At 47.1% G+C, this 26255-nt stretch carries 27 protein-coding genes; 15 read left to right on the forward strand and 12 right to left on the reverse strand.

Features of this window, described 5'->3' with window-relative positions; all coding sequences use genetic code 11:
* Window positions 1-132: 132 nt before the first annotated feature.
* The 4 genes from ACLVWU_RS04210 (at window position 133) to ACLVWU_RS04225 (ending at window position 3108) form a co-directional block, all read left to right on the forward strand.
* The gene (locus ACLVWU_RS04210; RefSeq protein WP_413577581.1) at window positions 133-1488 is read left to right on the forward strand and encodes a polysaccharide deacetylase family protein; all 1356 of its coding nucleotides are present in this window, start codon (window positions 133-135) and stop codon (window positions 1486-1488) included.
* A gap of 15 nt (window positions 1489-1503) precedes the next feature.
* On the forward strand, window positions 1504-1980 hold the full coding sequence (locus ACLVWU_RS04215; protein WP_413577583.1) for a hypothetical protein: 477 nt from the start codon (window positions 1504-1506) through the stop codon (window positions 1978-1980).
* A gap of 136 nt (window positions 1981-2116) precedes the next feature.
* Window positions 2117-2605: a hypothetical protein gene (locus ACLVWU_RS04220; RefSeq protein WP_413577584.1), complete on the forward strand. Its 489-nt coding sequence runs from the start codon at window positions 2117-2119 to the stop codon at window positions 2603-2605.
* 92 nt (window positions 2606-2697) lie between these two features.
* On the forward strand, window positions 2698-3108 hold the full coding sequence (locus ACLVWU_RS04225; RefSeq protein ID WP_413577585.1) for a bacteriohemerythrin: 411 nt from the start codon (window positions 2698-2700) through the stop codon (window positions 3106-3108).
* Window positions 3109-3141: 33 nt separating this feature from the next.
* Here ACLVWU_RS04225 and ACLVWU_RS04230 read toward each other — a convergent pair whose 3' ends face one another.
* A complete protein-coding gene (locus ACLVWU_RS04230; protein ID WP_413577587.1) occupies window positions 3142-3876 on the reverse strand; it encodes a hypothetical protein in 735 nt (244 codons plus the stop codon).
* Window positions 3877-4025: 149 nt separating this feature from the next.
* Here ACLVWU_RS04230 and ACLVWU_RS04235 point away from each other — a divergent pair, with 149 nt between their 5' ends.
* The 5 genes from ACLVWU_RS04235 (at window position 4026) to ACLVWU_RS04255 (ending at window position 8764) form a co-directional block, all read left to right on the forward strand.
* Window positions 4026-5006 carry an HAD family hydrolase gene (locus ACLVWU_RS04235; RefSeq protein ID WP_413577589.1) on the forward strand — a complete coding sequence of 327 codons (981 nt, stop codon included), beginning with the start codon at window positions 4026-4028 and terminating at the stop codon, window positions 5004-5006.
* Between the two features lie 24 nt (window positions 5007-5030).
* Window positions 5031-6710, forward strand: coding sequence for an arylsulfatase (locus ACLVWU_RS04240; RefSeq protein WP_413577590.1), 1680 nt, complete (start codon window positions 5031-5033; stop codon window positions 6708-6710).
* Between the two features lie 83 nt (window positions 6711-6793).
* The gene (locus tag ACLVWU_RS04245) at window positions 6794-7711 is read left to right on the forward strand and encodes a formylglycine-generating enzyme family protein (protein ID WP_413578764.1); all 918 of its coding nucleotides are present in this window, start codon (window positions 6794-6796) and stop codon (window positions 7709-7711) included.
* 43 nt (window positions 7712-7754) lie between these two features.
* On the forward strand, window positions 7755-8132 hold the full coding sequence (locus ACLVWU_RS04250) for a YidH family protein (protein WP_413577591.1): 378 nt from the start codon (window positions 7755-7757) through the stop codon (window positions 8130-8132).
* 8 nt (window positions 8133-8140) lie between these two features.
* Complete coding sequence (locus tag ACLVWU_RS04255) at window positions 8141-8764, forward strand: MarC family protein (protein ID WP_413577592.1); 624 nt, start codon at window positions 8141-8143, stop codon at window positions 8762-8764.
* Window positions 8765-8831: 67 nt separating this feature from the next.
* Here the strand turns inward: ACLVWU_RS04255 and ACLVWU_RS04260 are convergent, their stop codons facing one another.
* From ACLVWU_RS04260 to ACLVWU_RS04285, 6 genes are all read right to left on the reverse strand, one after another.
* Entirely contained in the window at window positions 8832-9644 is an 813-nt protein-coding gene (locus ACLVWU_RS04260; RefSeq protein ID WP_413577594.1) for a YihY/virulence factor BrkB family protein, read from the reverse strand.
* Between the two features lie 121 nt (window positions 9645-9765).
* Window positions 9766-10539, reverse strand: coding sequence for a hypothetical protein (locus tag ACLVWU_RS04265; protein ID WP_413577596.1), 774 nt, complete (start codon window positions 10537-10539; stop codon window positions 9766-9768).
* A 140-nt stretch (window positions 10540-10679) separates the two neighbouring features.
* Window positions 10680-11591: an MBL fold metallo-hydrolase gene (locus ACLVWU_RS04270; protein WP_413577598.1), complete on the reverse strand. Its 912-nt coding sequence runs from the start codon at window positions 11589-11591 to the stop codon at window positions 10680-10682.
* Window positions 11566-12345 carry a lysophospholipid acyltransferase family protein gene (locus ACLVWU_RS04275; protein ID WP_413577600.1) on the reverse strand — a complete coding sequence of 260 codons (780 nt, stop codon included), beginning with the start codon at window positions 12343-12345 and terminating at the stop codon, window positions 11566-11568. Before ACLVWU_RS04275 ends, ACLVWU_RS04270 begins: the two co-directional genes overlap by 26 nt.
* The gene (locus ACLVWU_RS04280) at window positions 12342-13277 is read right to left on the reverse strand and encodes a phosphatidate cytidylyltransferase (protein ID WP_413577602.1); all 936 of its coding nucleotides are present in this window, start codon (window positions 13275-13277) and stop codon (window positions 12342-12344) included. Before ACLVWU_RS04280 ends, ACLVWU_RS04275 begins: the two co-directional genes overlap by 4 nt.
* Before the next feature lie 5 nt (window positions 13278-13282).
* Window positions 13283-14632, reverse strand: coding sequence for a sigma-54-dependent transcriptional regulator (locus tag ACLVWU_RS04285; RefSeq protein ID WP_413577604.1), 1350 nt, complete (start codon window positions 14630-14632; stop codon window positions 13283-13285).
* An 85-nt stretch (window positions 14633-14717) separates the two neighbouring features.
* Here ACLVWU_RS04285 and serA point away from each other — a divergent pair, with 85 nt between their 5' ends.
* Entirely contained in the window at window positions 14718-15971 is a 1254-nt protein-coding gene (serA, locus tag ACLVWU_RS04290; RefSeq protein ID WP_413577605.1) for a phosphoglycerate dehydrogenase, read from the forward strand.
* Between the two features lie 102 nt (window positions 15972-16073).
* Complete coding sequence (locus tag ACLVWU_RS04295; protein ID WP_413577607.1) at window positions 16074-16328, forward strand: hypothetical protein; 255 nt, start codon at window positions 16074-16076, stop codon at window positions 16326-16328.
* 56 nt (window positions 16329-16384) lie between these two features.
* Here the strand turns inward: ACLVWU_RS04295 and ACLVWU_RS04300 are convergent, their stop codons facing one another.
* Window positions 16385-18130 (reverse strand): substrate-binding domain-containing protein, encoded by a 1746-nt coding sequence (locus ACLVWU_RS04300; protein ID WP_413577608.1) that lies wholly within the window; start codon window positions 18128-18130, stop codon window positions 16385-16387.
* A 211-nt stretch (window positions 18131-18341) separates the two neighbouring features.
* Here ACLVWU_RS04300 and ACLVWU_RS04305 point away from each other — a divergent pair, with 211 nt between their 5' ends.
* The 3 genes from ACLVWU_RS04305 (at window position 18342) to ACLVWU_RS04315 (ending at window position 22025) form a co-directional block, all read left to right on the forward strand.
* Window positions 18342-20465 carry a hypothetical protein gene (locus ACLVWU_RS04305; protein WP_413577610.1) on the forward strand — a complete coding sequence of 708 codons (2124 nt, stop codon included), beginning with the start codon at window positions 18342-18344 and terminating at the stop codon, window positions 20463-20465.
* A gap of 73 nt (window positions 20466-20538) precedes the next feature.
* Complete coding sequence (locus ACLVWU_RS04310) at window positions 20539-21330, forward strand: substrate-binding periplasmic protein (RefSeq protein WP_413577612.1); 792 nt, start codon at window positions 20539-20541, stop codon at window positions 21328-21330.
* A gap of 56 nt (window positions 21331-21386) precedes the next feature.
* Window positions 21387-22025, forward strand: a complete 639-nt coding sequence (locus tag ACLVWU_RS04315; RefSeq protein ID WP_413577613.1) for a hypothetical protein — start codon at window positions 21387-21389, stop codon at window positions 22023-22025.
* Window positions 22026-22059: 34 nt separating this feature from the next.
* On the opposite strand, the gene ACLVWU_RS04320 is transcribed toward ACLVWU_RS04315, so the two are convergent.
* The 4 genes from ACLVWU_RS04320 to ACLVWU_RS04335 are packed head-to-tail and all read right to left on the reverse strand — an operon-like array spanning window position 22060 to window position 24263.
* A complete protein-coding gene (locus ACLVWU_RS04320; RefSeq protein WP_413577614.1) occupies window positions 22060-23445 on the reverse strand; it encodes an FAD-binding oxidoreductase in 1386 nt (461 codons plus the stop codon).
* A gap of 9 nt (window positions 23446-23454) precedes the next feature.
* Window positions 23455-23664, reverse strand: a complete 210-nt coding sequence (locus ACLVWU_RS04325; RefSeq protein ID WP_413577615.1) for a DUF2892 domain-containing protein — start codon at window positions 23662-23664, stop codon at window positions 23455-23457.
* 40 nt (window positions 23665-23704) lie between these two features.
* Complete coding sequence (grxD, locus tag ACLVWU_RS04330; RefSeq protein ID WP_413577616.1) at window positions 23705-24010, reverse strand: Grx4 family monothiol glutaredoxin; 306 nt, start codon at window positions 24008-24010, stop codon at window positions 23705-23707.
* Window positions 24011-24035: 25 nt separating this feature from the next.
* Complete coding sequence (locus tag ACLVWU_RS04335) at window positions 24036-24263, reverse strand: BolA/IbaG family iron-sulfur metabolism protein (protein ID WP_413577618.1); 228 nt, start codon at window positions 24261-24263, stop codon at window positions 24036-24038.
* A 75-nt stretch (window positions 24264-24338) separates the two neighbouring features.
* Between ACLVWU_RS04335 and ACLVWU_RS04340 the strand changes: the two genes are divergently transcribed.
* A complete protein-coding gene (locus ACLVWU_RS04340; RefSeq protein ID WP_413577620.1) occupies window positions 24339-26255 on the forward strand; it encodes an LTA synthase family protein in 1917 nt (638 codons plus the stop codon).

The raw sequence follows: 26255 nt of genomic DNA on the forward strand, positions 1-26255 counted from the left end.
AAAATGCATTTAAGCAGCTGTCTGGACCTATCTCGGGTTCCAAAATGTTAACATGAATAGGTCTGTATCCGAACTTCTAGGTTGGAGCGATTTTTGACAAAATGTATTCTGTAAACCAATAAAGGTGGATCCATGAAATCAATTTGGTTCGTTTTGCCATTGGCAATCACAGCAACAATTTCAGCCTGTACTCATGTCGATTCGACTAAATCAGAAGTTCGCGTGCCTGCAAGCTCAAATCTTTCCTCGACTTTGAGTTCTGTTCTGGGGCATCTATCTGTTGAAGAGGCACAGCCCTTCGTGACAGTCGCAGAAAAGCAGGATTCTCAAAGAGTTCGTGAACTTTTAAGTGGAGTGCGAATTTCCCAGGTTCTGGCTTCTTCATTTGACTCGCGCCTGGCGCAAATTTCCAAAGAAGAGGATGCAGACAAGTTGATGGGTTCTAACCTGTACTGCCGCATTTTGAAAATGCGCCCGTTGCAAGAGCATATCGAAGACAAATTACGTGCGGTGTATGCGGCGTCTTTGGCGCAAGGTCGTCCAACGACAGAATGGTTTTACGAGCAACTTCGTGCTTTCGCAAAAGTTGACGCTATTAACGAAGTTGCTGTGATTCAAATGGTTCGCCTTCTGCAGCAAAACGAAGAGACCTATTGTGGTGCGAAAGATTGCGTAGTTTCCCAAGTCAGCAACTGGCCGGAATTTCATGTGGCACCATTTGACGATGAAGCCTTTGCAGCTTACGTGAAAAAGAATGCTGCAAAATACACGAAGGTGACGGCTTCAGATCTTAAGGCGGGTTCGTGCTTCGGCGAGTCGCGCTCTCCACAACAAGCTGGTGCTTACGATTGGAAAAACCGTAACTGGGTGGGCTCCGTTTTGCCTGCAGGAAAATTCGTTATCACTTATGACGACGGTCCTCATGCGACCTATACGAAACAAATCCGCGACATCTGGTCCCAGGCGGGATTGGCTAAGCCAGCATTCTTCTGGTTGTCGAAAAACGTTTCGGCTCTTTCAGGTATTGCCGGTGAACTTTCAGCGCAAGGTTATGTAATAGGTTCTCATTCTGTTGATCACAAGGACATCGGTGCATTGGCCAGAGCTGGCAACACCAGTGCTTTGGACTATGAAATCAATGGGGGAGTAGCTACTTTATCTAAAGCAATTGGCAAACCCGTTCATTACTTCCGCCTTCCTTATGGATCCGGTGTTAAAAACAATGCGATTGGTGCACGCTTTCAGGCTTTGAATGTGGAGCATTTCTTTTGGCGCGTGGATTCCTTGGACTGGCAGGATAAAAATCCGGCATCCATCCGTGATCGCGTCGTGGCCCAAATGAAAGCTACGGGGCGCGGCATTGTTCTTTTCCATGATATTCATCCGCAATCCGCAAAAGCATCGCAATTGTTGGTGGATTATCTTAAAGTACATCCAGAGTTTGCCGCGACTTCGATTCTGGATATTCCAGGAATGCCGAAGTACTAACAGAAAAGGTGAAGCATGGTTGGCGTAATAGTACTTTTGATCGGGCTGCAAGCGAGTGCGCAAGTACCCTATGCTCAACTTGAATTATTACGCCAGCAAAGTGTTGTGGTTCGTGTTGCGATGGACACTCCCAACGATCCAGAACTTAAAAAATGTAATTTAAAATCTTCAGATTTTGCCCCAATGGGTGGTCGTTTGGCGTTATCCATGGATAGTGCCAGCGAAGCCTGGGAGTCACAGAATTTAACGGAAGCAGATTTAGCTGTCCTTAAAGGAAAAATTCAAGCCTGCGCGGACCGCGGCAGCTGTCAGGTTTATGAGAACTATCTTTCATCAGTAAAACCCGAGCCTGCAATCAAAGCTCAAACGACGAAACTTATTGAATCACTGAATGAGGGCTTGGAAAAGCTTGAATCAGGATCCTATCAAAAGGCATGGAAGACTGTGCCCGCACCCTGCGAAGTCCTTAAGAAGTTGATTTCACAAAAATAGACTGCTTTTAGCCGAAATACTGTCAATCGCCTGTACAGTCCGGTACTAATTGCAAAGTGCCGGAAGGTGAGAGAGTGTTTGCCCGGGTTCGGGTATATTCACGTCACTCAAAATACCCGCCCAAGTAAGGTGATTTATGAAGCTTAAATATTTGGTTTCCGCTATTGCAATTTGTGCCTCTTCAACAGCCTTTGCTAAATCTGGAGCGCAGCAGTTTGTTTCCAATTATGCTAAATTGCCTAAATCATACGATGCCGTTCAATTCAGGGGGCAAGCCAAGGACGAGTTTGAAGTTTGCACTCTGTTGGTAACTGCTGGTTATTTGAACGATGGGATGAAATACATGCAGCTTGCCAATCATCTGGGCGAGGCGACTTTCGTAAACTTTGATTCCAACAAGAACTACACAGGAAACGTTATTAAAATTTCCCAACGCGACGAAGAAGTGGACGAGTTTGGAAATCACTACCCAGTTGTTTACTCACTTAAACTTCAAGTAGATGACAAAGGCGAGCCCGTTCGCGCCAAGGGAAAGATTGATCGTCGATTCCCATACAGCGATACCGAAATTTCCTGCAACTTCTCTTCTAAGACGGCTCCTATCAAGACCTCGGGTCAGTACTAGCTAGTCGACCCCTGGTGGAGAATGGTGCAGATGCCTTCAGTCCCAGTAAAGCTTTCCGATGAGAGTCGTGAAACATTACACAGGAGAAAGAGATGGCAGACAGCTTCTTCAAATGGGACCAAGAGAGACTTACAACGCACGTTGAAGCAATGGATAACGAACACAAAAAACTAATCGATATCATGAATCGCCTTTTCGAACGCAACGAAGCGAAGGCGGGGAAGGCTGAACTGCAAGCTATCGTTCGCGAATTGGCTTCTTGGACAGTGACGCATTTTGATCATGAAGAAAAGTTTTTTGATACACTTCCGTATTCGCAGGCAGCGGTTCATAAAAAGATTCATGCTGACTTGATCACTCGATTAAAAGGTCATGCAGCGGAATTCGATAAAACCGGAGTTTTGACGCCAGCGTTCTTTCAGTTTCTTAAAACTTGGTTGACGGCCCATATCATGGGTATCGATACAAAGTACGGTGTGATTGCCGCACAGAAATCAGCTTAAAGAAAATGATCGAAAACTCACTGACTCGTTTGTTTAAAGCTCAGTGAGTTTTTCCAAGGATAGCCAGAAACGGTCCTCCACACTGTCGTAGGTGAGTGAGTACCTTGCCGGGTACTTTCCCGGAGTTGCCACCTTCTTGGGAAGCGGGACCTCTACGCTGATATTTGGCTTGGTCTGTAAGTACGAAAGCGTAATCATCGGCTCCAGAAAAATCATTTCGCCATTATAAAATCCGTAAATATAAGTTGCTGTGAATGGTTTGCCGTTCAATTCAGGCGAGCGCAGGTCCACCCAGTGCCAGCCCATCATCGGAACTCCTTCAGGCCCAGGTGCATAAAAAGGTGGCTTGTATTCGTCGACGGGAGCCTTCATGCAAACCGCATTGTCAGTGCCGTCGCACTTGATTCCATGTCTTTGGTGTTCGGATATGAAATAGAAATGGAAATCAAAGTGTGGAACGCCATAAATTTCAGTCGGTGCATGGCCGTGGGGATTCCAGTTCATTGTGAAATGATTAAACGGTGGAGCTGTTACCCCTTCTGGCAAATGCAGGGCGTATTCATACTCATGCCGATTGGCATCTGCCGGTAAGCCCTCGAGCACCTTTCCAGAGAATACCATTCCGATGGTTGTGATCACCTGTAGCTCATCCATTTTAACAAAACTGGAGGCCTGTCCCGCCCCAATAGTTGCAGGTGGTCCGAACACTATAGTTTCAGCTTTCGCAAAAAATGATAGCAACAACGAGGTTGTGAAAATCCATTTCATGGCTTGCCTCCGGTGAATACTTAGATAGCCGAATGATATGCTTGAACCTGTGCTCTGCCTAGCAATCCAGTGCAGATATACAAACAAGTTCTAATTGTTCGTCTGGTCGAAAGAATTAAAATGGTCTGAATATAATGCAGGAGTAATCAATGAGAAAGATTCTTTGCGGAGTTCTAATTTTACTGCGTTCCGTGTCAGCATTTGCGGCAGACCCTTTGCCATCCTGGAATGAGGGTGAATTGAAAAAGTCCATTATTCAATTTGTAAATGATGTGACTAAGGATGGACCGAAGTTCGTAAAACCTGAAGATCGTATTGCCACTTTTGATAACGACGGAACGTTGTGGAGTGAAGTGCCGACGGTAGAAGTTGAGTTTACCAAGGTTCGTCTGAAAGATGTGTTGGCTAGAAATCCTGCACTAAAGAATAAAGAACCTTACAAAACACTTTTGCGCGACGGGAAAAGTGCCCTGCCGCACATGACGCAGAAACAGATTCTGGACATCATGGCGGTTACACATTCGGGTATGAGCGAACCTGACTTTACAAAAGAAGTTAAAGAGTTTTTCCAATCCGCACTTCATCCAAAACTCAATGTTCCTTATACACAAACCGCATATCAGCCGATGTTGGAGCTTTTAAGCTATTTGCGTGAAAACGATTTCAAACTGTTTATCTGCTCGGGCGGAGATATCTCGTTCATGCGCGTTGTCGGAACAGATATGTACGGCATCCCTTCACAGAATATCATTGGCTCATTCTTTGTGGATCGTGCCAGAGAGATCGACGGAAAACTGGTGGTCATGAGGACTTCTGCCTTAGGAATGATGAATGATAAAGACGGCAAACCTGTATCGATTGTTCGTCATATTGGAAAAAGACCCATCCTGTCTGTGGGAAACGAGCGCAGCGGAGGCGATATTGATCATCTTCGTTATTCCCGCGAATCAACGGGTCCGAATATGCAGATCATGATCAATCACGACGACGCGGAACGAGAAGCTGCGTACGTGGAAAAGGACGGCGCTTCATTGGCGGCAGCCAAGAAGTTTGGTTTCAAAGTTTTAAGCATGAAGAATGACTGGAAGCAGATATTTCCAGGCAAACAACCCATAGCAAAAGAATTTTAACGGATTAAATTAAAGGAGGCCAGGATGGTCAAGCACGAAGAAAATAAGAAGAAAAGTCAACGGAGTGAGGGTAAGGCGTCCAAGCCGAATATTTTGGTGATCATGGGTGACGACATTGGTATTGCGAATCTGAGCTGCTATAGCCGCGGAGTGATGGGCTATAAAACACCAAATATTGATCGTCTGGCGAATGAGGGAATGATGTTCACGGATTCATATGGTGAACAAAGCTGTACTGCAGGTCGTGCTGCATTCATCACAGGTCAAAGTGTTTTCAGAACGGGGCTTTCAAAAGTGGGTCTGCCAGGAGCCGCAATTGGCCTGCGTGCCGAAGATCCGACTATTGCTGAACTTCTTAAAGGCGAAGGTTATTCTACCGGTCAATTTGGAAAAAATCATTTTGGCGATCGCAATGAATTTCTGCCGACGGTTCATGGATTTGATGAGTTTTACGGAAATCTGTACCACTTAAACGCAGAAGAGGATCCCGAAGAAGTGGATTATCCAAAGGCAAAAGCCTTCAGAGATCGTTTTTTGCCGCGCGGAGTTCTACGCTGCAAATCTTCGGAGAAGGATGATGCGACTGTGGAACCTAGATGGGGACGAGTCGGTAAACAAGTCATCGAGGATACGGGTGCTTTGACGAAGTTGCGTATGGAAACCTGCGATGATGACTTTGTGGAAAATGCGATTGATTTTATCAAGCGCCAAGATGACGAAGGGAAGCCGTGGTTTGTTTGGTTGAACACGACACATATGCATCTGCGTACTCACACCAAACCTGAAAGCATCGGGCAGGCGGGAATTCATCAATCGGCTTACCATGATACGATGATCGACCATGACAAGAACGTGGGCCAGATGTTGGATTTTCTGGATGAGATGAACTTGGCCGAAGACACGATTGTTCTTTACACCACAGACAATGGCCCCCATTCGAATACATGGCCGGATGGAGCTATGACTCCCTTCAGAAGTGAAAAGAACACGAACTGGGAGGGTGCTTTCCGAGTTCCTTTGGTAATTCGTTGGCCGGGTAAAATCAAAGCCGGAGAAATTTCAAACGAAATCGTGCAGCATCACGATTGGCTTCCGACATTTCTGGCTGCTGCCGGAAATGAAACCATCAAAGAGGATTTGCTAAACGGGCATGAGTCAGCGGGTAAGAAATTTAAGGTTCATCTTGATGGATTCAATTTGCTTCCTTACCTAACCGGTAAAGAGGAGAAAAGTCCTCGTTCAGGATTTATCTATTTCAGTGATGATGGTGACTTAGTGGCTTTGCGTTGGCAAAACTGGAAGATGGTATTCTGCGAACAACGTATGAAAGGCACATTGGCTCTTTGGGCTGAACCATTCACAAATTTACGTATTCCAAAATTGTTTAATTTGCGCACAGATCCCTATGAAAGAGCCGATGTCACGTCTAACACTTATTGGGATTGGTACATGAGCAAAGGCTACATCATTATGGCGGCTCAAGCGATTGTCGCGGAATTTTTAAAGACCTTTAAAGAATATCCACCTCGGCAAAAAGCGGCAAGTTTCACCATTGACCAGATTATGGAAAAGATGACGAACGCAGCTGGCTATGCCCACGAGGATTCGACGGGTCATGTGGTTGAAGAGCGCAGTGAAGACCCAGCTGGTGCAGGTCGAAAACCTCGTGCCAAAGATGGGGAGCCTACTCGTCCGACGCATTAATCAGAAAGCAGTATAAAGTGAATCAGGAAGGCATAGTTCAATTAGTCGAAAAGGAAAAGGAGCGAAAAGCTCCTTTTCCAAATATGGTCTGGATTCCAGGTGGAACATTTACGATGGGATCCAACGATCACTATATCGAAGAAGCTCCGGCTCATCGAGTGAAAGTCGACGGATTTTGGATGGATCGAAGTCCTGTCACCAATAAAGACTTTGCAAGATTCGTCGAAGAAACTGGCTATGTCACATTTTGCGAAATACCTCCGGATGCCTCGTTGTATCCGGGGGCCTTGCCAGAACTGTTGAATGCGGCCTCGGTGGTTTTTGTACAGCCATCGGGGCCTGTTGATCTTAGAAATCCTCACCAATGGTGGCACTTCATAGCGGAAGCCAACTGGCGCCAACCTCAAGGCCCTGGTAGTACGATCAAAGACAGAATGGATCATCCTGTTGTTCATATTGCCTGGAATGACGTGCAAGCGTATTGCGCTTGGGCGGGCAAAGTTCTGCCGACAGAAGCAGAATGGGAATTTGCCGCTCGTGGAGGAAGTGAAGGGACAGAGTTTGCGTGGGGCAGTGAACTGATTCCTTCAACAGGACATCGTGCAAATATTTGGCAAGGGGAATTCCCCTGGCAGAATCTGGCGACAGACGGCCACGTGGGCACGTCACCTGTCACCAGCTATTCCGAAAATGAATATGGCTTGTACGATATGATCGGCAATGTTTGGGAGTGGACTGCAGATTGGTACTCGCCCAAGCATACTGCAGATAAACCGAAAGCTTGCTGTATTCCTAAAAACCCACGCGGTGGCGAGGAAGCAGAAAGTTTTGATCCCCGGGAGGTTTTAAAGATTCCCCGCAAAGTCATGAAGGGTGGATCGCATCTGTGTGCGCCGAATTATTGCCGTCGCTATCGCCCCTCAGCCAGAATGGCTCAGCCCATTGATACTTCAACATCCCATTTAGGGTTTCGTTGTATCGTGAGGGGGACCCGTGGTTGAGCTGGAAAAAACACCGACAGAACTATCGCAAGAGCGTACCGATATGTCAGAGCATCGTACTGATCTTGCGGGTATTCGTTCCCATATGGCGAATGAACGAACTCATTTGGCTTACATGCGTACGGGAATATCATTAGTAAGTTTAGGTATCACCATGAATCGATTCAGTTGGTTTCTGATCGATAATAAATCCATGTCCAGATATGGTGGTCATACTTTTTTAAATGATGCCAAGAATGTCGGGCTTGGAATGGTCATTTTGGGAAGCATCTTGCTGATGTGGTCCCTGTTTCGTTATCGGCAGACTTTAAATTCCATCAAGACAGGTATCTACGAGCCTTCCACAAAAATTATCACGTCGTTTACTTTAGGACTTATTCTTACGGGTGTTATTTCGATCATTTGGCTGATGACTGGTTAGGAGATTATATGCATCAAGGATATATTTTGGGAGCTTCTGAACTATTCACGGTTTTTTTTGTTATGGTGGGTCCCTTGGAACACTTGATGCCATTTGTTCGTACCACCAAAAACATGACGGTGGACCAGATCCAGAAACTGTCAGTGAGTAGCTTCTTGATTGTTGTCCCGGTTATGACTGTGATGGGTTTATTTGGCAGACAATTGCTGCATGAATGGAAGATTCCAATTCCAGTGTTGCAGCTGACTGCCGGCATTGTTTTTTTCATAATGGCGCTTAAACTTCTGATTGGAAAACCAGAAGTAGCTGCAGTGGAAGTCGCTAAATCAGATGATCCTCAAATTGATCCTTTGACCATGGCTTTGAGAGTTATCATCAATCCCTACGCATGTGGGACATTGATTGTTTTACTTGCCTCAAGTCATGAGTTCGAGCGCACTTTATTAATTCTGACAATGTTGATCGCAAATTTGTTTCTGGATTGTCTGGCTTTAAGGTATGTGCGAATTCTTATGGGTAAAGCTGGGCAGATTGTCATGCGAATCCTGGGAGCCGTACTGGGCATCATGCAGGCGGCACTGGCCGTAACCATTATTTATCTTACTTTGAAAATGATGACTTCGGCGGTATAAGGCCCCTGGTAAGCAAAGGGCTTTGCTAGCGGCTCGAGCCAAACCCAAACTTCGTGTCGCAAAATGCCTAAGTAATATGTCGTTTTTGTAAGCTGGCGCACAGGGCGACGCCACCCAGGATCACGTACCACAGAGACAGAATCCACAGCGTAAGGATAGGGATCGCCGCAAAGGAGCCATAGATTTTGTTGTAGTTAAAAACTCCCACAGCAACAAAGGCGAAACCTTTATGCACGCCGAACATTCCAGCGGCCGCCAACAAAGAGCTTACGAATGCCGAGCGCCAGTGAACTGGAAGATCTGGCACCAGTTTGTAAATCAGGAACAAACTTCCAACCAGAACAAATCCATTTAGGAATCCACCGGGAAGCAGTTTACGAACCACCTGGAATTGATCCAAGGTATTAAAGCCCACATAGATCGCCAGGAATACCGGGATCAAAAGAATAAGAACCCACTGATAGATCAGGCGTTTGTAGAAGGGACGGGTGTTCTTGTGATTCCAGACACGATGAATTCCCACTTCCATATCGTGTAACAAGCGTAGCGAGGTCAGAAACAAAAAGATCGCCCCTGTTGTTCCGACTTTTCCGGCGTTGATGTTCTTAAGAAAGATACGCAGCCACTTTGTCAGATCACTGCCGGCAGCTTCGCGCAGATTCAACAGCAAAAAGTATTCGACTTTGGGGTAGAGCGCTTCAAAACCACCAATGGACTGAAAAGTCGCCGTCACAACCGCCAAGAATGGAACCATCCCCACGATTGTGGAGAATGAAAGGGAGCTTGCCACCAATGCCAGTTCACCATCCTGCATTTGCTGGAAAGTGTCTTTGATGACGCCCCAAAGGTTCCTAAAATTTTTATTCACTCTTGCAATCATGGCTGTCCGTTCTTTCATCCACAATAACGGCTAAATCAGTAAAAGGGCATAAAAAAAGGGATGCCGGTCTGGCATCCCCAATTGGATTACACTGTTAAGTGTTGGTAAGTGTTCGCTGCGACTACTTGCTGGCAACGCGACTTTTGGATTTCTTCTTTTTCTCGTCTTTGCAGAAAGCGATATCTGGTTTCTTTGCTTTCTTTCCCATTTTCGCGACTTTTTTGCAGTCAACTTTTGCTTTCTTACCAGCTGTAGCTTTGCCTTTATCTTTAGCCTTGGCTTTTGCCAGAGCTTTTTTCTCGGCTTTGCAATACGCTACTTCAGGCTTTTTGGCTTTTTTGCCCTGCTTCGCTACCTTCTTGCAATCGATCTTTGGCTTTTTTGCAGCAGCTTTTTCTTTACCTTTTTTTGCAGGCAAAGATTTGGCGATATTCTTTTTTGATTTCTTAGGTGAATCGTATGAAGAGGACGAATTGTAAACCTGAGGCTCTTCTGGTGCTACATTGGCAATGGCTGGAGTCGGCTCACCCTGCCATGATGGCGCGGAGCGATCCATTTCCTCGTTGACGGCAGTTTGTGGCAGATTCGTTGAATCACCGGAATAGTTTTCCGCAGGAGCCTGAGATTGTGCGGCAAGATCGCCGGCAGCTTCAGCAACATAAGGGTCGGCATGATTAGAAAGTTCGGCACCGTCTTCAGCAGCAGCAGGGGCCGCAGCAGTTTCCTCTGGAGGAGTTACGGCATTTGCCGATTCAGAGTCACCAAGATCCAATTGGTCTGCTGGTTTTGCTTGCTCTTGTGTAGCTGGTGCTTCTTCAGAACCCATCCAGGATTTCACTGTCGCACAGGAAATTAAAAATGAGCTGAGTGTTGCTAGAACTAGTAAATTTCTCATCGCTGTCCCTCTCGTAAATGTTATCAGCATAACAACACTATCGGCGGGATTTTTGATAAACAAAACGCTGTTCTCAAAATAGAGCGTTTCCAATTGGGTCGATCTGGAACCTCATGGAAAAGAGAATAAAAGTTCGTCAGTTACAGCCAGAATCGCTTTTGGACCGCAAAGTCCTGACCATTTCTTTCGATTAAAGCGGCGTCGCAATAAGGATCGTGCTCAAAGAACAGGTACCATTTGCCGTCAGCGGCTTCGCCCAGATGCTTGGTTTTTTCTTCCATCAACACCAGTGGTTGCAGGTCATAACCCATCAGCCATGGGATTTTCACATGAGTGCTGGTGGGAACCATATCCGCACAGTACATCAACGTGTTTTCGCCATCGGTGACTTTGATGATTTGTTGGGATTGCGTGTGGCCATTGGAAATCACACAAGAGATGCCGGGGATAAAGTTATTTGTCGGTCCATCCAAAAGCTTAAGTGCTCCGGAATCTATCAAAGGCTGAAAGTTTGCAGCATAGTAGCTGGCTTTTTCGCGCAGATTCGGATGGCTGGCCACCTCAAGATTGCCTTTTTGAGCCCAATACGTGGCGTTGGGGAAAGTTGGAACCAGTTTGCCATCTTTTTCAGTCACACCACCACCAGCATGGTCAAAGTGGAAGTGAGTGATGATGACATGGTGAATGTCTTCCGGATTCAGACCATGAGCTTTTAGGGATTTAAGAAGTGACGGTCCGTTTTGATCCATCCCATACATCTCGGCAAACTTGTTACCGAGTTTGTCGCCATACTTGGCAACGAAATCTGCACCGTTACCGGTGTCGATTAAAACATTGCAGCCTGGGGATTTTAACAGCAAACCACGGGCTTCCATTTGAATACGATTTTTATCGTCGGTGGGATTGGTTTTTTCCCATAAAACTTTAGGCACAGTTCCAAACATCGCGCCGCCATCCAGGCCAAATAGGCCCGTTGGAATCGGGCATACTTCAAAAGCGCCAATTTGCAGATGTCTTTTTTCGACTTCAAATTTGTTCTGAGGGATTGTCATTGGCGTTCTCCTTGGTCTCGATTCCAGATTCAACAGGGAATGCTTCGGGATGGAAACTCATCACCCAGCTTTTATATGCAGCATACACCTCTTCGATGGGCCCCGGTGGATGAACGGGACCAACGTGCAAAGTCAGGCGGCCTGGTTTGGCAAAAAACTGCCCCTTTGGCCAAAGGTTCGAGTTCCCCTCAAGGTAAGTGAAAAGGATCGGGGTTTGAGTTTTCTCTGAAAAAATAGAAACGCCTCTTTTGAACTCCTGAACTTTTCCGGTTTGTGAGCGCGTGCCTTCGGGGAAAATAATCAACCACATGCGTGGAAGTTCAGTCAGAAGTTTCAAAATTAAATTAACAGCTTCACCCTTACGGTCTTTACGATCAATTGGAATGGCGCCCAGGCAGTGCTGCGAAAAAAACATGAACAGGGGATTGGAAAAGAAGTAGTCCTTGGCAGCCGCAATATAGACACTCAACCAGTAACGGCGCGGAATGGAGGCAGTCAAAGAAACTGCATCCAAGTGGCTCGCATGATTACTGATGATGATCAGCTTAGGATGCTTTTCATAAACCGTCTTGAAAGGGACACCAGTCACTTTCAAGCGGATGTAGAATTTAAAAATAATATTTTTTAAAATCAGGGACCACAAAAAGCGCATGCACACGCTGAAGAAATCCAGGTGGCGCGTAAAAAGTGGCAAGTGCTTTAAATACGTAGGCAGCTTGGTCCACTGCTCGTTTTCGTAATCCCAATCCTTCATAGTAGAACCGTCATCACGTAATAGTAAATCGGAGCAACAAAGATCAAACGATCCACGCGGTGAAGGAAGTCACCACGGCCGATAATGAAAGGTCCCACGGTTTTCATGCCGGCATCGCGACGAACTGTTGTCATCACCAGATCACCGACGAAGCCCCCAAGAGAGGCGATCAATCCCGAAGCCAGCCAGTATTTTTCAGAGCCATCAGGCAGCAGGAAGCGCATGCAACCGGCAAGGAACAAGGTCAGTGCAATAGACACTGCGGTACTGCCTACAGTACGGCGCGGATTGATGGAAGGGAACATTCTCCAGCCGCCGATGTAACGACCCACCGCCAGATTCGTGTTGTCACAGAACTCTGTCAGGATGATCAGGTACATCAACTGGTAAATTCCATTTGGGAATTTCATGATCAAACCCAAATGCATGAAGGACCAACCCAAAAAGATAAAGGCCAGCAACGTCAGGGACATGTATTGAATCATGCGCTTGTAAGAATTACGAATCAGTGGAACCAGGCAAGCCGCCATTAAAACAATCATCGGCATAACGTTGTAAATATCCAGACGATCAAAATAGATGCAGGCCGCAAGGCCCACGATTCCGGCGTAGCAAATCAAAACGAAATTGCTTCGGTGGAACATGCCCATAATCTGGAAGAATATTTTCGCGCCAAGGATTGCCAGGACAGTCAAACAGATCAACGGCCAAGGAGTGGGCAGTCCCATCACTAAAAACATAACTGGAGCTGCAACTAGCCAGCTTTTGATGCTGGCCCAGGATTGAACAAAGTAATAGTTCTTGTTACGGAAGAAAAATACCACTAATCCCGAAGCGAAGATGATTGAAAGAACAATCAAAACCGTCTGGCGGTAGATATGCGACTCCCATGCTGCAGGAATATTCAGGGTAATGGGAAGTTGAAAGTCCATGGGGGCTATCCTTCTTGGATGTTATAGTCGTTTATCTTTTTATAAAGATTCGATCTTGAAACCTGAAGAAGCTGTGCCGCTTCCTCGATGTTAGTAGATTGTTTCATCGCTGTGCGTATCACATGGGCCTCAAAGTCATCAACCAAAGTATTAAGGCCTTTGGTGAAATCAATCACCGTATAGGAAGGCGCTTTCGCTGGAGTGGCGGCAGGCGTTAACCACTGGTTCACATCCTCTGCACGAATAAAAGGCAGTGGGGATGTCAGACTCAATTGTTCGCACACGCGCTTCAGCTCGCGCACGTTTCCTGGCCAGTTGTACTTCTTCAAAGAAGCCAGGCCATCTTCTGTAAACTGTTTGTTGCGACGGGGTCTTTCCATCGCCAAAAAGTGTTGTGCCAATTCATCGATGTCTTCAAGTCGGTCACGCAAAGGAGGTAAATTCACTCGTTGTGAAGCCAGGCGGAATAGCAAGTCCTCGCGGAATTCTCCGGCAGCCACCATTTTCGCTAGCGGTTTATTGGAGGCGACCAGAACGCGGGTTTTGACTGTGACATATTCTTTCGCACCAACTCTGCGAACTTCGCCGCTTTCCAAAAATCTTAAAAGCTTCGCTTGTTGAGTCAGTGGCAGCGCTTCGATTTCATCCAAAAACAAATCGCCGCCATTGGCCGCTTCGGCCAGGCCCATTTTATTTTGATCAGCACCGGTGAAGGCACCTTTGACGTGTCCGAAAATTTCTGACTCGAAGAGATGTTCAGGAATACTTGCCAGGTTCACGGCGATGAAGGGTCTCTCGCCTTCCTGCTCATGCAGCAGGCGGGCCACAACTTCTTTACCGCAACCGGTTTCGCCTTCGATCAATACGGGTTTGCTTTCACCACGCAACTCGGCCAGGCGTTTTTTTATATCTTGCGACTCTTTGGACTGTCCCACCCAGCGAGTGGAGCCGCGATCTGAATTGGGATCAAAAGTGCGCAGGTCCCAAAGGGCCTCGATTTTTTCGATCACCATGGTGATCTCTTCCGGCATCAAAGGTTTGGCCAGGAAACGCTGGGCACCAGCCTTTAGGCAAGACTCCATAAGCTCACGGCTTAAATCCCCCGACATGGCGATGATTTCCAGCTGCGGATTGTGTTTCATAAGTTTTTCAATAATCTTGGGACCAATCGCTGCTTTTCCCGGCTCAAGATGCATGTCCACGAAGGCTGCGTGATAGAATCGCTCAAACTGTACTGCTTCCAGTGTCTGAGCAGAAAAGACCTTCCAATGGGCAGGCAGACTCATTTTCAATGACTGATGAATGAGGTTGTCGTCGTCGACGATGAGTAGAGAGAAAGCTCGAGTTTTTGCCATATAGATAAGCATGGCTCGGCGAAAGTCCTTTGACCACCCTTAATGCCCTTGGTCAGTAGTGACGGCTGTTGGTTTTGACATTAAAATGGCAAGAGCGACCGCGATCCCATCGCAGTCATTTTTGGAGGCACTTGTGAGTGAGCTGAAGATCCTTTTGACAGAAAATATCCACGCCGTGGCTAAAGACAAACTTTCGGAAGAAGGTTTTAAAGTGGATTTGCTGGCCCACTCGCCATCGGAAGATGAATTGATGCAGATTCTGCCCCAATATCAAATTCTGGGAATTCGTTCAAAAACCGAAATCACGCAAAAAGTTTTGGAAGCCAACAAACATCTTTTGACGATTGGTTGTTTTTGCATCGGTACCAACCAAGTGGATTTGAAAAATGCCAGAAAATGGGGAGTGCCGGTATTCAATGCGCCTCACTCGAACACGCGCTCTGTTGCTGAACTTGTTATTGCCGAGATGATATCCCTGTCACGTCAGTTGGGCGATAGAAACACACAAGCCCATCAAGGCGGCTGGGTGAAGTCAGCGGAAGGTGCCCACGAGGTTCGTGGCAAGACTCTGGGGATCGTTGGCTATGGTCACATCGGCAGTCAGGTTAGTGTTTTGGCCGAGTCTATGGGTCTGAAAGTTATTTTTTATGACATCGTTAAAAAGCTGCCGTTGGGAAATGCCATCGGTAAAGCCACTTTGAATGAACTTTTGGCCGAGTCGGATTTCGTGACGTTGCATGTGCCGGAAACACCTGAAACAAAAGATATGATTTCCAAGAAAGAATTGATGGCCATGAAAAAAGGGGCCCATGTCATCAACGCCAGCCGCGGTACGGTTGTGGTGATTGAGGACTTGGTTGAAGCGCTGAAAGCAAAACATATTGCTGGTTGTGCAATTGACGTTTTTCCGGAAGAGCCTGCGTCCAACAAAGTTAAGTTTGCATCTCCATTGCAGGGACTGCCTAACGTGATTCTGACTCCGCACATTGGTGGCAGCACAGAAGAGGCTCAGTATGCCATTGGCCTTGAAGTGGCTGAAAGTTTCCGTCGTTATTTGCGAATTGGCTCCTCTTCCGGGGCTGTAAACTTCCCGAACGTGGACTTGCCGGTGAAGCAGGGGACCTCCCGCTTGCTGAATGTCCATCGCAACGAACCCGGGGTTCTGGGGGAGATCAATGGAATTATTTCCAAAGCTGGCGCCAACATCGAGGGCCAATACCTGTCCACGGACCCCGAAATCGGGTACCTGGTCATGGACGTTCACGCCACCCAAGTACAGGCTTTAGCTGAACAAATAGGCAAGTTGAGCCGTTCAATCCGAACACGAGTCGTGTATTAGAAAAATCGTTGCTTACATCTCTAACATTTTTGCATGTGGGGTTGTGGGCGTCTGGTATCTCGTGGTACACCCGGACCCTCTTAAATAACTTTGGGGGTTTCTATGAAATCTGTTTTGATGGCTTTGTCTTTTGTTGTTGCAGCACCTGCGCTGGCTTTTACTGTTCCTGCTTACGAAGGTTACGGACAAAGCGAAAGCCCGGTTGAATATATCTCTTGGTGTGAAAAGAATAACGTCTTGATGGTTCAAAACGACAAAATCATTCCGATCGCAAACTGCACTGAGCAGAACCTGACTTGCCGTACAGTTAATGTATATCGTGGCGCTGGTTACGTAGTGACTGCAAGCTGCCAATAGTCTCAATAAAATTATTCGTTTATTAAATAGGCTCTGGGGAAACTCAGGGCCTTTTTTTATCGGTAGTACTTCCAGTCCAGAAGATTGTATTTGCGCAAAATTCGATTCATTTGCCCATTGGCTCGGGCCGCGGCCATCCATTCAATTAGGTACTCTGGCAGAGCCACAGAGCTTTTATTGCCAGGCAGCTCGACCAGGCTAAGGCTGTTGAAGCCCGTCAATGATGTCGGTTGAAGCTCCAGGTTCATGTGCTGACGACGAAGCATCGTGTAGCGCAATACATTGTAGTCTCCCAGCGCCAGGTCCACGCGGCGCTCACCAATGGTTTTGATCATGCGATCTGCGACGTCACTGCCTTCAATTTTTATGGATTTTCTGAATTCGTCGGGATCTAGTTTTAATTCACTTTCCTGGCCCAGCTGGGCAAAAGCAATGCGCATGTCTCTCAGTGATTCCTTGTCAACAACCCGCATACGTACTCCAGGAGTGAATAGTGCGCCGGTAAAGGTCACGCCCAGCTTTGGTCCTACTGTCTGGTATTCGGGCTGATAGCGAACCAAATGACTTGGCAGAATGATATAGTCGACCTGATTTGCCAAAAGAGCTTTGGGAAGTTCTGCATTCGAAAGCCCGACAATCTGAATTTTGAAATTTCCAGATTTGGCCACGGCACTTAAGATATCTGATAAATAGCCACCCCAGGAGTTAGGACCCTTCTCGCAAAGATAGGGGCAGGTCGGAGTGACGCCAATGCGAATCTGTGATTTGGATTTTGCATCCTGTTTAGAAGGTGAAGTCGGGCTCCTTTGTGGAATTTTGAATTCTGCTGTGTGGGGCGATTCAGAGGGTGTGCCCAACCAACCTTTAAAGCCCTCCAGACTTCTTTTTGTGACGGGATAGGTAGGGATCAATACCTGGGCCGAGACAGACTTTTTTTCAAAATGGTTTATTACCTGACGTGCTGTTTCCCGGCCGATTTCTGCGCAGTACTGGGAGGAGTTGATCACGGTCAGTTTTTTATTGCGAATGTTTTCAACCGCCTTGGGGTCGCCGTCTACAGTCGCATGCAATATTTCTTTTCGGCCTTTTTCCCAAAGTATGTTGGAAATTGTCAGGCCGGCGCCATCGTTCACCGTGAAAATCACATCCACACTTTTCTTGCGGGGATAGTCCTTTAGAATGCTGTTGGCAATCTCAACCCCGGACTCTGGTGTTATGCCTTCGTAGCGCTTCACAACCTTGAACTGCCGTCTTTTGGACCGAAGTGCATCAAAAAATCCATCAACGCGGTTGATGACTGCCGAGACGCGCAGGTACTCGACCAGAATAATTTTGATTTCCTGGTCTTTGGGGATCAGCGAGTCGATGTAGATTCCGTTGTCCCATCCAGCTTGATAGTTATCGCTGGTCACATAGGATGTCAGATTTCCCAGAAGAATATACTGGTCAAAACTAAACACCGGGATATCGGCGGCGTTCGCTTCCTGCAAAGCTTTGCTGGCGGTTGAAAGATCCGGGGGCTGAATGATTATGGCATCCGGTTTGGTGGGAAGGGCTTCTTCCAGTTGTTTGATTTGATTCAACACGCCCTCTCTGCCATCGCCTGCGATGTAAGGGGTGATTTCAAATTTTAAATCAGATGATGAAGCATTGAATTGCTGAAACTGTTGCTCTAAGCCAGCGCGCATGGCGACCTGAGCTTCAATTTTTTCACTCCAAAAGAATGCATGAACCTTCACAGTTCGACACCAGGAGGTGGCTGCGATAAAGGTGATCAATATGCAGATGCTTAGTTGCCTCATAGCCTGAAATTATATCGTTCGTATTGGAATTGGTAACGGTCCAATCGGATAGTTCGCCAGTTCGTGCCAACTTGCAATTAATCCGAGCGATCCAAGCAATTCATCACACTGTGAACTTTCTGTTAAATAGTGTGTATCAGAATGAGAACTTAAATTTAGAGATCTAGCAAATTAACCGATATTTAATTCGGAAATAGCTGGGGTCGTATTGGTGGATTCACTGTTGAAGTCATTCTTGAAATGCGCTTTGCCACTTATAGGTTTATGTGGCTGCACACTGGAATTATCGGTCCAAAACTTTGGATCAGGATCCTCTTTGGGACCGGTCAGTATTTCGGTTGTCGGTGCGCTTGAAGTGTCAGGTGTGCAATACACTGATGACGTTTCTCCGGCTTTGTCATTCACAGTTCTTACGATGGCTCCGATTGAAATGAAAATCACAAACAATGCGGATTGCATGGGTGGTTCCTGGGGCGGTTATGCTGCAACTGTGGGCGCTCATTCTTTGACCGCTGGTGATGGCGTCAAGGATGTGTCCGTGCAGTTTCGTGACTCTGCAGGAATTACTACTTCGTGCGTAAGTACGCAGTTGACTCTTGATACCAGCGTACCAACCGGCGAATCCATTGCCATCACCGCTGACTATGTCGATGCGGGTTCGGTGAAGTTTGTTAAAAATGCGACCGCCGCATTTACTTTGGCGGCGACGGATCCAACTTTGCACCAAATGAAGATTTCGAATTCCGGGAACTGCTCAACGGGAAGCTATGAGGATTTTGCAGTAAACAAGAACTGGGCTCTTGCTGCAGGCGATGGTGTGAAGGATGTCTCGGTAAAATTTCGGGATCGTTTTTCTCATGAATCCAGCTGTGTCTCATTGAGTGCTGTTTTGGATTCGACGGCAAGTGCGGTGCCAGCCATAGAACTTGCGGAAGGCGCAGAGGGAGTTGGTACCATGACCTATTCCCCGAAGGTTCATATAAAAAATGCGGCGGCCAATGAAGCCGCGGATGCCGCACACTCCGGTTTCCTGGATTATCAAGGGCAGGTCGTACGAGTTAGTGACTCCCAAGTAATGCAGGCGTGGACTAGTCTTGGGACGGGAAGTCTTTTGCAGGCGACGGGGCTGAATCTTGTGGATGGAGTGAACTATCGTCTGGAAGTTCGCACACGGGACAAAGCCGGTAACACCTCCACAGCAGTTGCCGTTACGTGGACGGCGTCGGTCGTTCCGCAATATCTGGCATCTATTGAGAATGCCACTTCGACCACAGAGTATGAAAGTTCAACATTTACTATCGGTGGCAGTGTCACGGCGGTAACGGTGACAGCCACAAATGGTGCTAAGATTTGTCTTGTGCCGTGCGCTGACTGGACAGCGGCAGGGGCCAGCCTTAATGCCAACTCAGGGGATGTGTTTTCATTGAAGATGACCTCCCTGGCATCGGGTACCCGTACCTCCATCCTAACAATCGGAGCATATTCAACGACGTGGAAAATTTCGACGAGTGTTTTATGTCCGCTTAACTACGTGTTGGTTCCCGGTGAAAACGGAACTTTACAAAATGAATTCTGTATCGCTAAGTATGAAATGAAAATCCTGGGGGATGACGACGGATATCAGACGTACAATCCAGCTTTGGTCGCGGACTCCAGACCGACGGGAACTGCGTGGAGGCAAATTACAATGCCGCAAATGCTTAACAGATGCCAGGCGTTGGGTGCCGGTTATGATCTGGTAAGCAACTTGCAGTGGAATGTGATTGCACGCAATATTGCTGGGGTCGCAAGTAATTGGAATGGAAATGCTGTCGGCTCGGGGCAATTGAATCAAGGCAATCGCAGTAGTGGCGATCAGGAGCCCGCCGATGCTGACGACAACTATGCCTGCGCGAATTTGCCGAGCTTTACTTACCCGGGGGCAACCGCAACTTGTTCAGATTCCGTTTGGAATAATCTTAAAAGGACTCACAAACTGTCGAATGGTTCAGTTTTGTGGGATTTTTCCGGCGGAGCTTGGGAGGGTGTGAAATACACTTATGCTGATACCTTCACGGGAACAAATGATCTGGTGGCCAATATTGCGGACGGCACTTACTTTAAAAGTTTGATGGGTGCATTGGGTATTACATGTCTGACGCCTGGTGGAGGCAATGAGTATTGTGGATTCGGCAAAGCCTGGATCAACGATGCCAGACCTGCCAGTGCCCTGTTTCGCGGGGGAAGTGCCAGCAACGGACAGCAGGCCGGGGTGTTTGCCACAGATTTCGATTACGACACATCCTATGCTGACGGGGGACACAGTTTCCGATGTGTTTCGCCATTGATAAACTAATCTTGCTGCAAAACATGCTTCCCTAGAACTGAAGGTGTTACCCAGGATAAACTGGTTCCGCTAAGGTGATACTATGTGCGCATTCTTTATTTTTTGCTTAGTGATATGGACGTCTTTTGATGCTGGTGCAGCTGCAGGTAATGAACCCTGCAGTCGAACTTTCGAAGTGGGTCTGGCGGACTACGCACCTATTTACTTGCGTGAAAAAGGTCGTCTTGGCGGAATCGGTATCGAGGTTTCGAGGGAGCTCAGTCGACGCACCGGTTGCAGTTTCATAGAGACTGAATACACACGTCCCGCGGCCATCTCCAGGATGCGGCAGGGGAGAATGGATTTATTTTTCCTGGCGGGCTCGAAGTTTGAGTTCGAAAATGTCGGTGTCTTTATGCCACTCTATGAGGCAGAAAGATCTTTGACATATTTACGGTCACTGAAAAAAAATTACGTAAGTGTTCAGGACTTTTTAAATGATAAAAAAATGCGTGTGGGTGTGATGATTGGTTCTCACTCCGCATGGACTCCGGAGGAGCTAGCGCTTCTGAATGCCGAGGGCAGAACTGTCGGCGCGCCTAATCCGGAGGGATTGTTCAGGATGCTAAAATCCGGACGGGTGCAGGCGGTTCTGTTTTCAACCGCGACTTCTCTTTACTACATTGATAAATTGAAAATTGCTGAGATCTCGACACGACTGCCGGACCAAAAGGTTAAATCCCAGGTAGGCTATGTGTACTCCACTCGCCGCATGTCACCTCAGGAGGTTGAGCTGATTAACCGCAATATGAGGGCCATGGAAACCGACGGGACCTTAAAAAAAATATACTCCAAGCACCTCACACCCAAATCCGTCGAGTTTCGCCAGCACTGAAATAGTTCTATTTAACCGATGACCCCCTGAATGTGTCCCACATACAGGGGGTCCGTATGTATTCGGCGAGATGGATTTCGCTCCTGGTTCTTATTGTAAGTTTCAGTTCCACAGGATGGGGAGCTGGATATCAGTCATCAAGTTATGCGGAAAAGTTAGTGACGCGAAAGAATCCGCTGCAGGGGCTAAGTCTGGTGATGCCGTCCTTTGTAGTGCATGGGGTTTCTCCGGGGCCCAATGCTTCGGGATACATGCCCCGCAAGGTTGATGGTAAAGGCAACACAGTCATCACTCCGGGAGTGGGGCTTGAGTACGTGGCTGGCAATGGTCTGACTTTGCTTGCTGCATTTGTGAAGGACTGTTATGACAATCCGGCAGGGGCACTGCAAATAGGGGAGACCTTTAAAGTATCTGATCGCACACAATGGGGAGTTACTTTCGGTGTTTACGCCCGGCAGACACCAAAAACCTGCGAGACCTATTTTGATGGACGCCGCGAGGTAACCGAGTGCTGGGAAATCGACGGTTACAGGATGAAGTTCATGTCCACTTTAGGGGGCCACTCGGTGGATATCATGCCCATGCCCTTTGTGCATTTCACCACGGCTTTATTCAAATCCCGTGATTTCCGTCTGGACTTTAAAGTCATGAGCAATTTTGTTTTGAATGAATTTGGTTTTGCAGTGCCGTTTTAAAATGAAAAAGGCCACTTGTTAGGTGACCTTCAATTTAAATCACTTTTCCAGGATTCATGATGTTGTCGGGATCAAATACTTTTTTGATTCCCTTCATCAGTTCAATTTCCGCATTGGAGCGGGTGTAGTTCAGGAAGGATTTCTTGGTCAGCCCCACACCGTGTTCCGCACTTATGGAGCCCTGATATTTCTTAACTGCATCAAATACCATGACGTCGACTTTTCGACACTCCTGAACAAAGTCCTCTTTGCTCATGCCCTGCGGGCGCAAGATGTTGATGTGCAGATTGCCGTCACCGATGTGACCGAACCAAACGACTTCCCAATTTGGATAAGCACCCGACAAAACTTTTTCCAGATCAGCCATGAATGGTGGAACTTTTGAAATCGCCACCGAGATGTCGTTCTTGTACGGGGAGTACTTGGCCAAAGACTCGGAAATATCTTCGCGGTATCTCCAGAATGTTGTGGCTTGAGTATCGGATTGCGAAATCACGCCATCAACCACCCAACCGTCTTCGGCACATTGACCGAAAACTTCGAGGGCCTTTTCTTCGTCAGCTTCAGACCGGATTTCAACTTCTGCCAAAACATAAAACGAAGCCTGTGTTTCCAAAGGCATTGGCAAACCAGTGTTATCCAAAACTTTTGCCAGGGCTTTGTCCGAGAACATTTCAAACGCCACCAGGGACGTCTGAGTTTTAAACTTTCCAAAAATCTTCATCACGGCTTCAAGGCCACTAACGGCCATCACCAGAACTTTCATTGGCGGTGGCGCCGGTGCCAGGCGAATAGTCGCTTCCGTGATAAAGCCCAAGGTGCCTTCTGCGCCGATGAACAAATGGCGAAGGTCATAACCTGTCGCATTTTTCACAAGACCGTTGTTAAGATCCAGAACTTCACCAGTGCCAGTCACAACCTTCAGTCCCGCAACCCAGTCACGAGTCAATCCATAGCGAACTACCTTGATGCCGCCCGCATTGGTAGAGATATTTCCACCCATTTGCGACGATCCAGTGGCCGCGAAATCAACTGGGTAAAACAGATTTTTAGAGTGTGCGAATTCCTGCAACGTCTCGGTCACCACGCCGGCTTCAATCACCACCGTTTGGTCGATGGAGCTAAAGTCTTTGATTTTGTTCATTTGATCAAAAGAAACAACCACTTCACCTTGAGTGGCAACTGCGGCACCGGATAAACCTGTGCGACCGCCAGAAGGTACCAAGGCGATTTTGTTTTTGCGCGCCCATTTTACCAGGGAGGCAACTTGTTCAGTGGTGTGTGGGAAAACGATAGCTGTGGCTTTGATATCGAAATAGGTCGTCCAGTCCTTGCCCCAGTACTTTAAACTTTCCTCGTCGGTTTTGATCTGGTCTTTTTTTAGAAAACTATCAAGTTCGAGGAGAGAAGCTGGTGCCATGGTGTCATCCTATTCCTGGTCGTGAACGGGCCGGTAAAAGTCTTTCAGTGTTCTTATTCTAAAGAATGCGTAGATGGGACACAAGCCCCAAGCAGCGGTGAACAGACCGTAAACACCGATGTAAGTCCAGAAAGGCCCCCCGGCGATGGCGTAGGCGGTCAATCCTACGCCGATAAAGAATCTAAGTGTGCGGTCCCAAGTGGCGACGTTGCATCTCATTTGTAGAGTCCTCCTTCGCCAAGGCTTCGGCGGACAGGAATTACTTTAGTAATTCCTGAAGCTCACCAGATTGGTACATTTCCATCATGATGTCAGAGCCGCCAACAAGTTGGTGGTTCACGTACAACTGAGGGATTGTTGGCCAGTTGCCATACTCTTTGATACCGGAACGGATTTCTTCGTCATCAAGTACGTTCACGTCTTGGAACTGAACACCGATATCCTGAAGGATCGCGCAAGCGCGTGCAGAGAAGCCGCACATTGGAAATTGTTGTGTGCCTTTCATGAAAAGCACCACTTTGTTCGATTTAACGATACCGTCGATTTTTTGTAGAACTGGATTCATAAATTCCTCGTATTGAATAATTATCTTAGACTATTTTTGTTTTAATGGAGAGTGCATGAACCTCACCCGTTTTAAGTTCTGGTCCAAAGCAGGCCATTACTTGCTGGTGTTGTTGGATGCGGCTCAAGCCCGCGAATTTGGAGCTTTCCACATAAACTTCCCAATGATCCTGAGTTCCCGTTAAATCGAAAACTTCAATTTTACCGTTGGGGTAATTTTCTTCTAGGCGTTGTTTCATTTGCTCTTGAGTCATGGGGGCGAACCTACCAAAGGAAGCGGTCCAAGTCGAGCCTTGTTTAACATGATGCAGCAGTAATAGGATGAGCCTATGTTTGGACATTCACAGCGCTTGATTAAGATCTTTTCTCTGATTCTGCTTTTGATGGTTTTTTACGCTTTGGCGCGGGCCGAGTTTTTGATCTGGAATTGGAACTTATTTCATTCAAAATCCACTTCAGACATCCTGTGGGCCTTTTTTGTGGGGATGCGTTTCGATTTGTCGGCGGCGTTCTGCGGTGTGGCTCCGCTTTTGTTGCTAAGCTTTTTTCCCTGGCCGGCCAAATGGAATTCTGCGTGGGAAAAGGTCATTTGGGCCATTTTCTGCGTGATCAATGTTCCTTTTTTGATTTTGAATCTGGTGGACACCGAGTTCATTAACTTCGTGGGGCGCCGTTTTACCTATGACACTTTGTTTATATTGAACGAAGCCCAGGGCAAAATGCTGAACTTTGTCGGCAGCTATTGGTTCTTGTTTTTGGTCAATACCCTGATTGTGGCGACCCTGATGGCATCCTCCTGGATAATTTTGCGTCGACCGTTTAAATCCACACATTGGCAGGGAAGTTTGAAGGCATGGGGAGCACACAGTTTAATGTGCTTTCTGGCCTTGGTTTTCGCCGTTTTCGGTATTCGCGGTGGGTTTCAGCGAAAGCCCATAAACTTCGTGAATGCCAATGTCTTTACCGCGCCTCTATTGAACAATCTGGTACTGAATTCAACTTTTACTTTTATCAAAAGCTATGGAGCCAACGACATCAAACACGAAAAGTATTTCAGCGATAAGAATGAAATGCTGGCCCTGTTGAATGGCTCAATGGTCGGCAGTAGTTTGACCGGCCACCGTCCGGGCACCCCACAAAATATTGTGATCGTCATGCTGGAAAGTTTTGGATCCGAGTATTTTGGCCCAGTGGATGGAGTGACTCGCACACCGTTTTTGGATTCTTTGATGAAGAAATCCTTGGTGTTCGAAAACTCCTATGCCAATGGCCGTCGCTCGATTGAAGGCATTGCTGCGATCATGGCGGGCATTCCAGCCTTGATGAGTGAACCGTTTATTTCGTCACATTTTACGTCAAACTATTTTCTGGGCCTGGGAACCTTGCTTGCCGAAAAAAAGTACTCTACCAGTTTTTTCCACGGTGGACATAATGGCACAATGTACTTTGATTCATTCATGCAAAGTGCCGGAGTCGAGAAATACTATGGTGCCAGTGAATACGGGGACACCAAAGACGACGATGGTGTGTGGGGAATCTGGGACGAGCCTTTTTTGCAGTGGATGCTGACTCGAATGAATGGTTTTCAGCAACCGTTCATGACCTCGGTGTTCACTTTGAGCTCCCACCAGCCATTTAAAATTCCTTCGCAGTATCAAGACGTGTTTAAGGAAGGGGAGTTGCCGATCTTAAAGACCATCGCCTACACCGATATGTCTTTGGAAAAGTTTTTCACTCAGGCAGAGAAACAACCGTGGTTTAAGAATACGCTATTTATATTTACGGCCGATCACACGTCATTGCACTACCGACCGGAATACTCAAATGAAGTGGGGGATTACAAGGTTCCGATCTTCTTTTACCATCCCTCATTTACGTTTCCGAAAGTGGATACAAAGATGGTGGTTCAGCATATTGATATTTTGCCGACGATTTTGGATTTCCTTGCACTGCCTCAGAAGGAAGAAAACTATCTGGGCAGTTCCATCTTTGTCGACGGTGACAAGGTCGCAGTGGTTTACAACGATGGAATTTATCAGCTGTTTGCCAAGGACTATCGCATTCGCTGGGCTCTAGGGCAGGCGGATCCGGTGATGTTTGCTATTGACGATCGTAATGGGGAGCGGCCTTTGACAGAGCCAGCCGCCCGCAAGGAAGTGCTAGTTAAAAAATTAAAAGCACAGATTCAGTATTTCAACGAAGGCATGTGGGACAATAAACTCTATTATCCCACTCCAGGCAGATAA

This window comes from Bdellovibrio sp. HCB290 (genome assembly GCF_047305925.1).
GTDB lineage: Bacteria > Bdellovibrionota > Bdellovibrionia > Bdellovibrionales > Bdellovibrionaceae > Bdellovibrio.

Excerpts from the sequence above, each read along its gene's own strand:
- ACLVWU_RS04285 (WP_413577604.1), bottom strand. The coding sequence starts at position 14,632 with ATGGCAAAAACTCGAGCTTTCTCTCTACTCATCGTCGACGACGACAAC.
- serA (WP_413577605.1), top strand. The coding sequence starts at position 14,718 with ATGGCAAGAGCGACCGCGATCCCATCGCAGTCATTTTTGGAGGCACTT.
- ACLVWU_RS04210 (WP_413577581.1), top strand. The coding sequence starts at position 133 with ATGAAATCAATTTGGTTCGTTTTGCCATTGGCAATCACAGCAACAATT.
- ACLVWU_RS04275 (WP_413577600.1), bottom strand. The coding sequence starts at position 12,345 with ATGAAGGATTGGGATTACGAAAACGAGCAGTGGACCAAGCTGCCTACG.
- ACLVWU_RS04335 (WP_413577618.1), bottom strand. The coding sequence starts at position 24,263 with ATGACTCAAGAGCAAATGAAACAACGCCTAGAAGAAAATTACCCCAAC.
- grxD (WP_413577616.1), bottom strand. The coding sequence starts at position 24,010 with ATGAATCCAGTTCTACAAAAAATCGACGGTATCGTTAAATCGAACAAA.
- ACLVWU_RS04310 (WP_413577612.1), top strand. The coding sequence starts at position 20,539 with ATGTGCGCATTCTTTATTTTTTGCTTAGTGATATGGACGTCTTTTGAT.
- ACLVWU_RS04235 (WP_413577589.1), top strand. The coding sequence starts at position 4,026 with ATGAGAAAGATTCTTTGCGGAGTTCTAATTTTACTGCGTTCCGTGTCA.
- ACLVWU_RS04225 (WP_413577585.1), top strand. The coding sequence starts at position 2,698 with ATGGCAGACAGCTTCTTCAAATGGGACCAAGAGAGACTTACAACGCAC.
- ACLVWU_RS04300 (WP_413577608.1), bottom strand. The coding sequence starts at position 18,130 with ATGAGGCAACTAAGCATCTGCATATTGATCACCTTTATCGCAGCCACC.
- ACLVWU_RS04215 (WP_413577583.1), top strand. The coding sequence starts at position 1,504 with ATGGTTGGCGTAATAGTACTTTTGATCGGGCTGCAAGCGAGTGCGCAA.
- ACLVWU_RS04240 (WP_413577590.1), top strand. The coding sequence starts at position 5,031 with ATGGTCAAGCACGAAGAAAATAAGAAGAAAAGTCAACGGAGTGAGGGT.
- ACLVWU_RS04260 (WP_413577594.1), bottom strand. The coding sequence starts at position 9,644 with ATGATTGCAAGAGTGAATAAAAATTTTAGGAACCTTTGGGGCGTCATC.
- ACLVWU_RS04270 (WP_413577598.1), bottom strand. The coding sequence starts at position 11,591 with ATGACAATCCCTCAGAACAAATTTGAAGTCGAAAAAAGACATCTGCAA.
- ACLVWU_RS04230 (WP_413577587.1), bottom strand. The coding sequence starts at position 3,876 with ATGAAATGGATTTTCACAACCTCGTTGTTGCTATCATTTTTTGCGAAA.
- ACLVWU_RS04315 (WP_413577613.1), top strand. The coding sequence starts at position 21,387 with ATGTATTCGGCGAGATGGATTTCGCTCCTGGTTCTTATTGTAAGTTTC.
- ACLVWU_RS04325 (WP_413577615.1), bottom strand. The coding sequence starts at position 23,664 with ATGAGATGCAACGTCGCCACTTGGGACCGCACACTTAGATTCTTTATC.
- ACLVWU_RS04340 (WP_413577620.1), top strand. The coding sequence starts at position 24,339 with ATGTTTGGACATTCACAGCGCTTGATTAAGATCTTTTCTCTGATTCTG.
- ACLVWU_RS04255 (WP_413577592.1), top strand. The coding sequence starts at position 8,141 with ATGCATCAAGGATATATTTTGGGAGCTTCTGAACTATTCACGGTTTTT.
- ACLVWU_RS04265 (WP_413577596.1), bottom strand. The coding sequence starts at position 10,539 with ATGAGAAATTTACTAGTTCTAGCAACACTCAGCTCATTTTTAATTTCC.
- ACLVWU_RS04220 (WP_413577584.1), top strand. The coding sequence starts at position 2,117 with ATGAAGCTTAAATATTTGGTTTCCGCTATTGCAATTTGTGCCTCTTCA.
- ACLVWU_RS04280 (WP_413577602.1), bottom strand. The coding sequence starts at position 13,277 with ATGGACTTTCAACTTCCCATTACCCTGAATATTCCTGCAGCATGGGAG.
- ACLVWU_RS04320 (WP_413577614.1), bottom strand. The coding sequence starts at position 23,445 with ATGGCACCAGCTTCTCTCCTCGAACTTGATAGTTTTCTAAAAAAAGAC.
- ACLVWU_RS04250 (WP_413577591.1), top strand. The coding sequence starts at position 7,755 with ATGTCAGAGCATCGTACTGATCTTGCGGGTATTCGTTCCCATATGGCG.
- ACLVWU_RS04245 (WP_413578764.1), top strand. The coding sequence starts at position 6,794 with ATGGTCTGGATTCCAGGTGGAACATTTACGATGGGATCCAACGATCAC.
- ACLVWU_RS04295 (WP_413577607.1), top strand. The coding sequence starts at position 16,074 with ATGAAATCTGTTTTGATGGCTTTGTCTTTTGTTGTTGCAGCACCTGCG.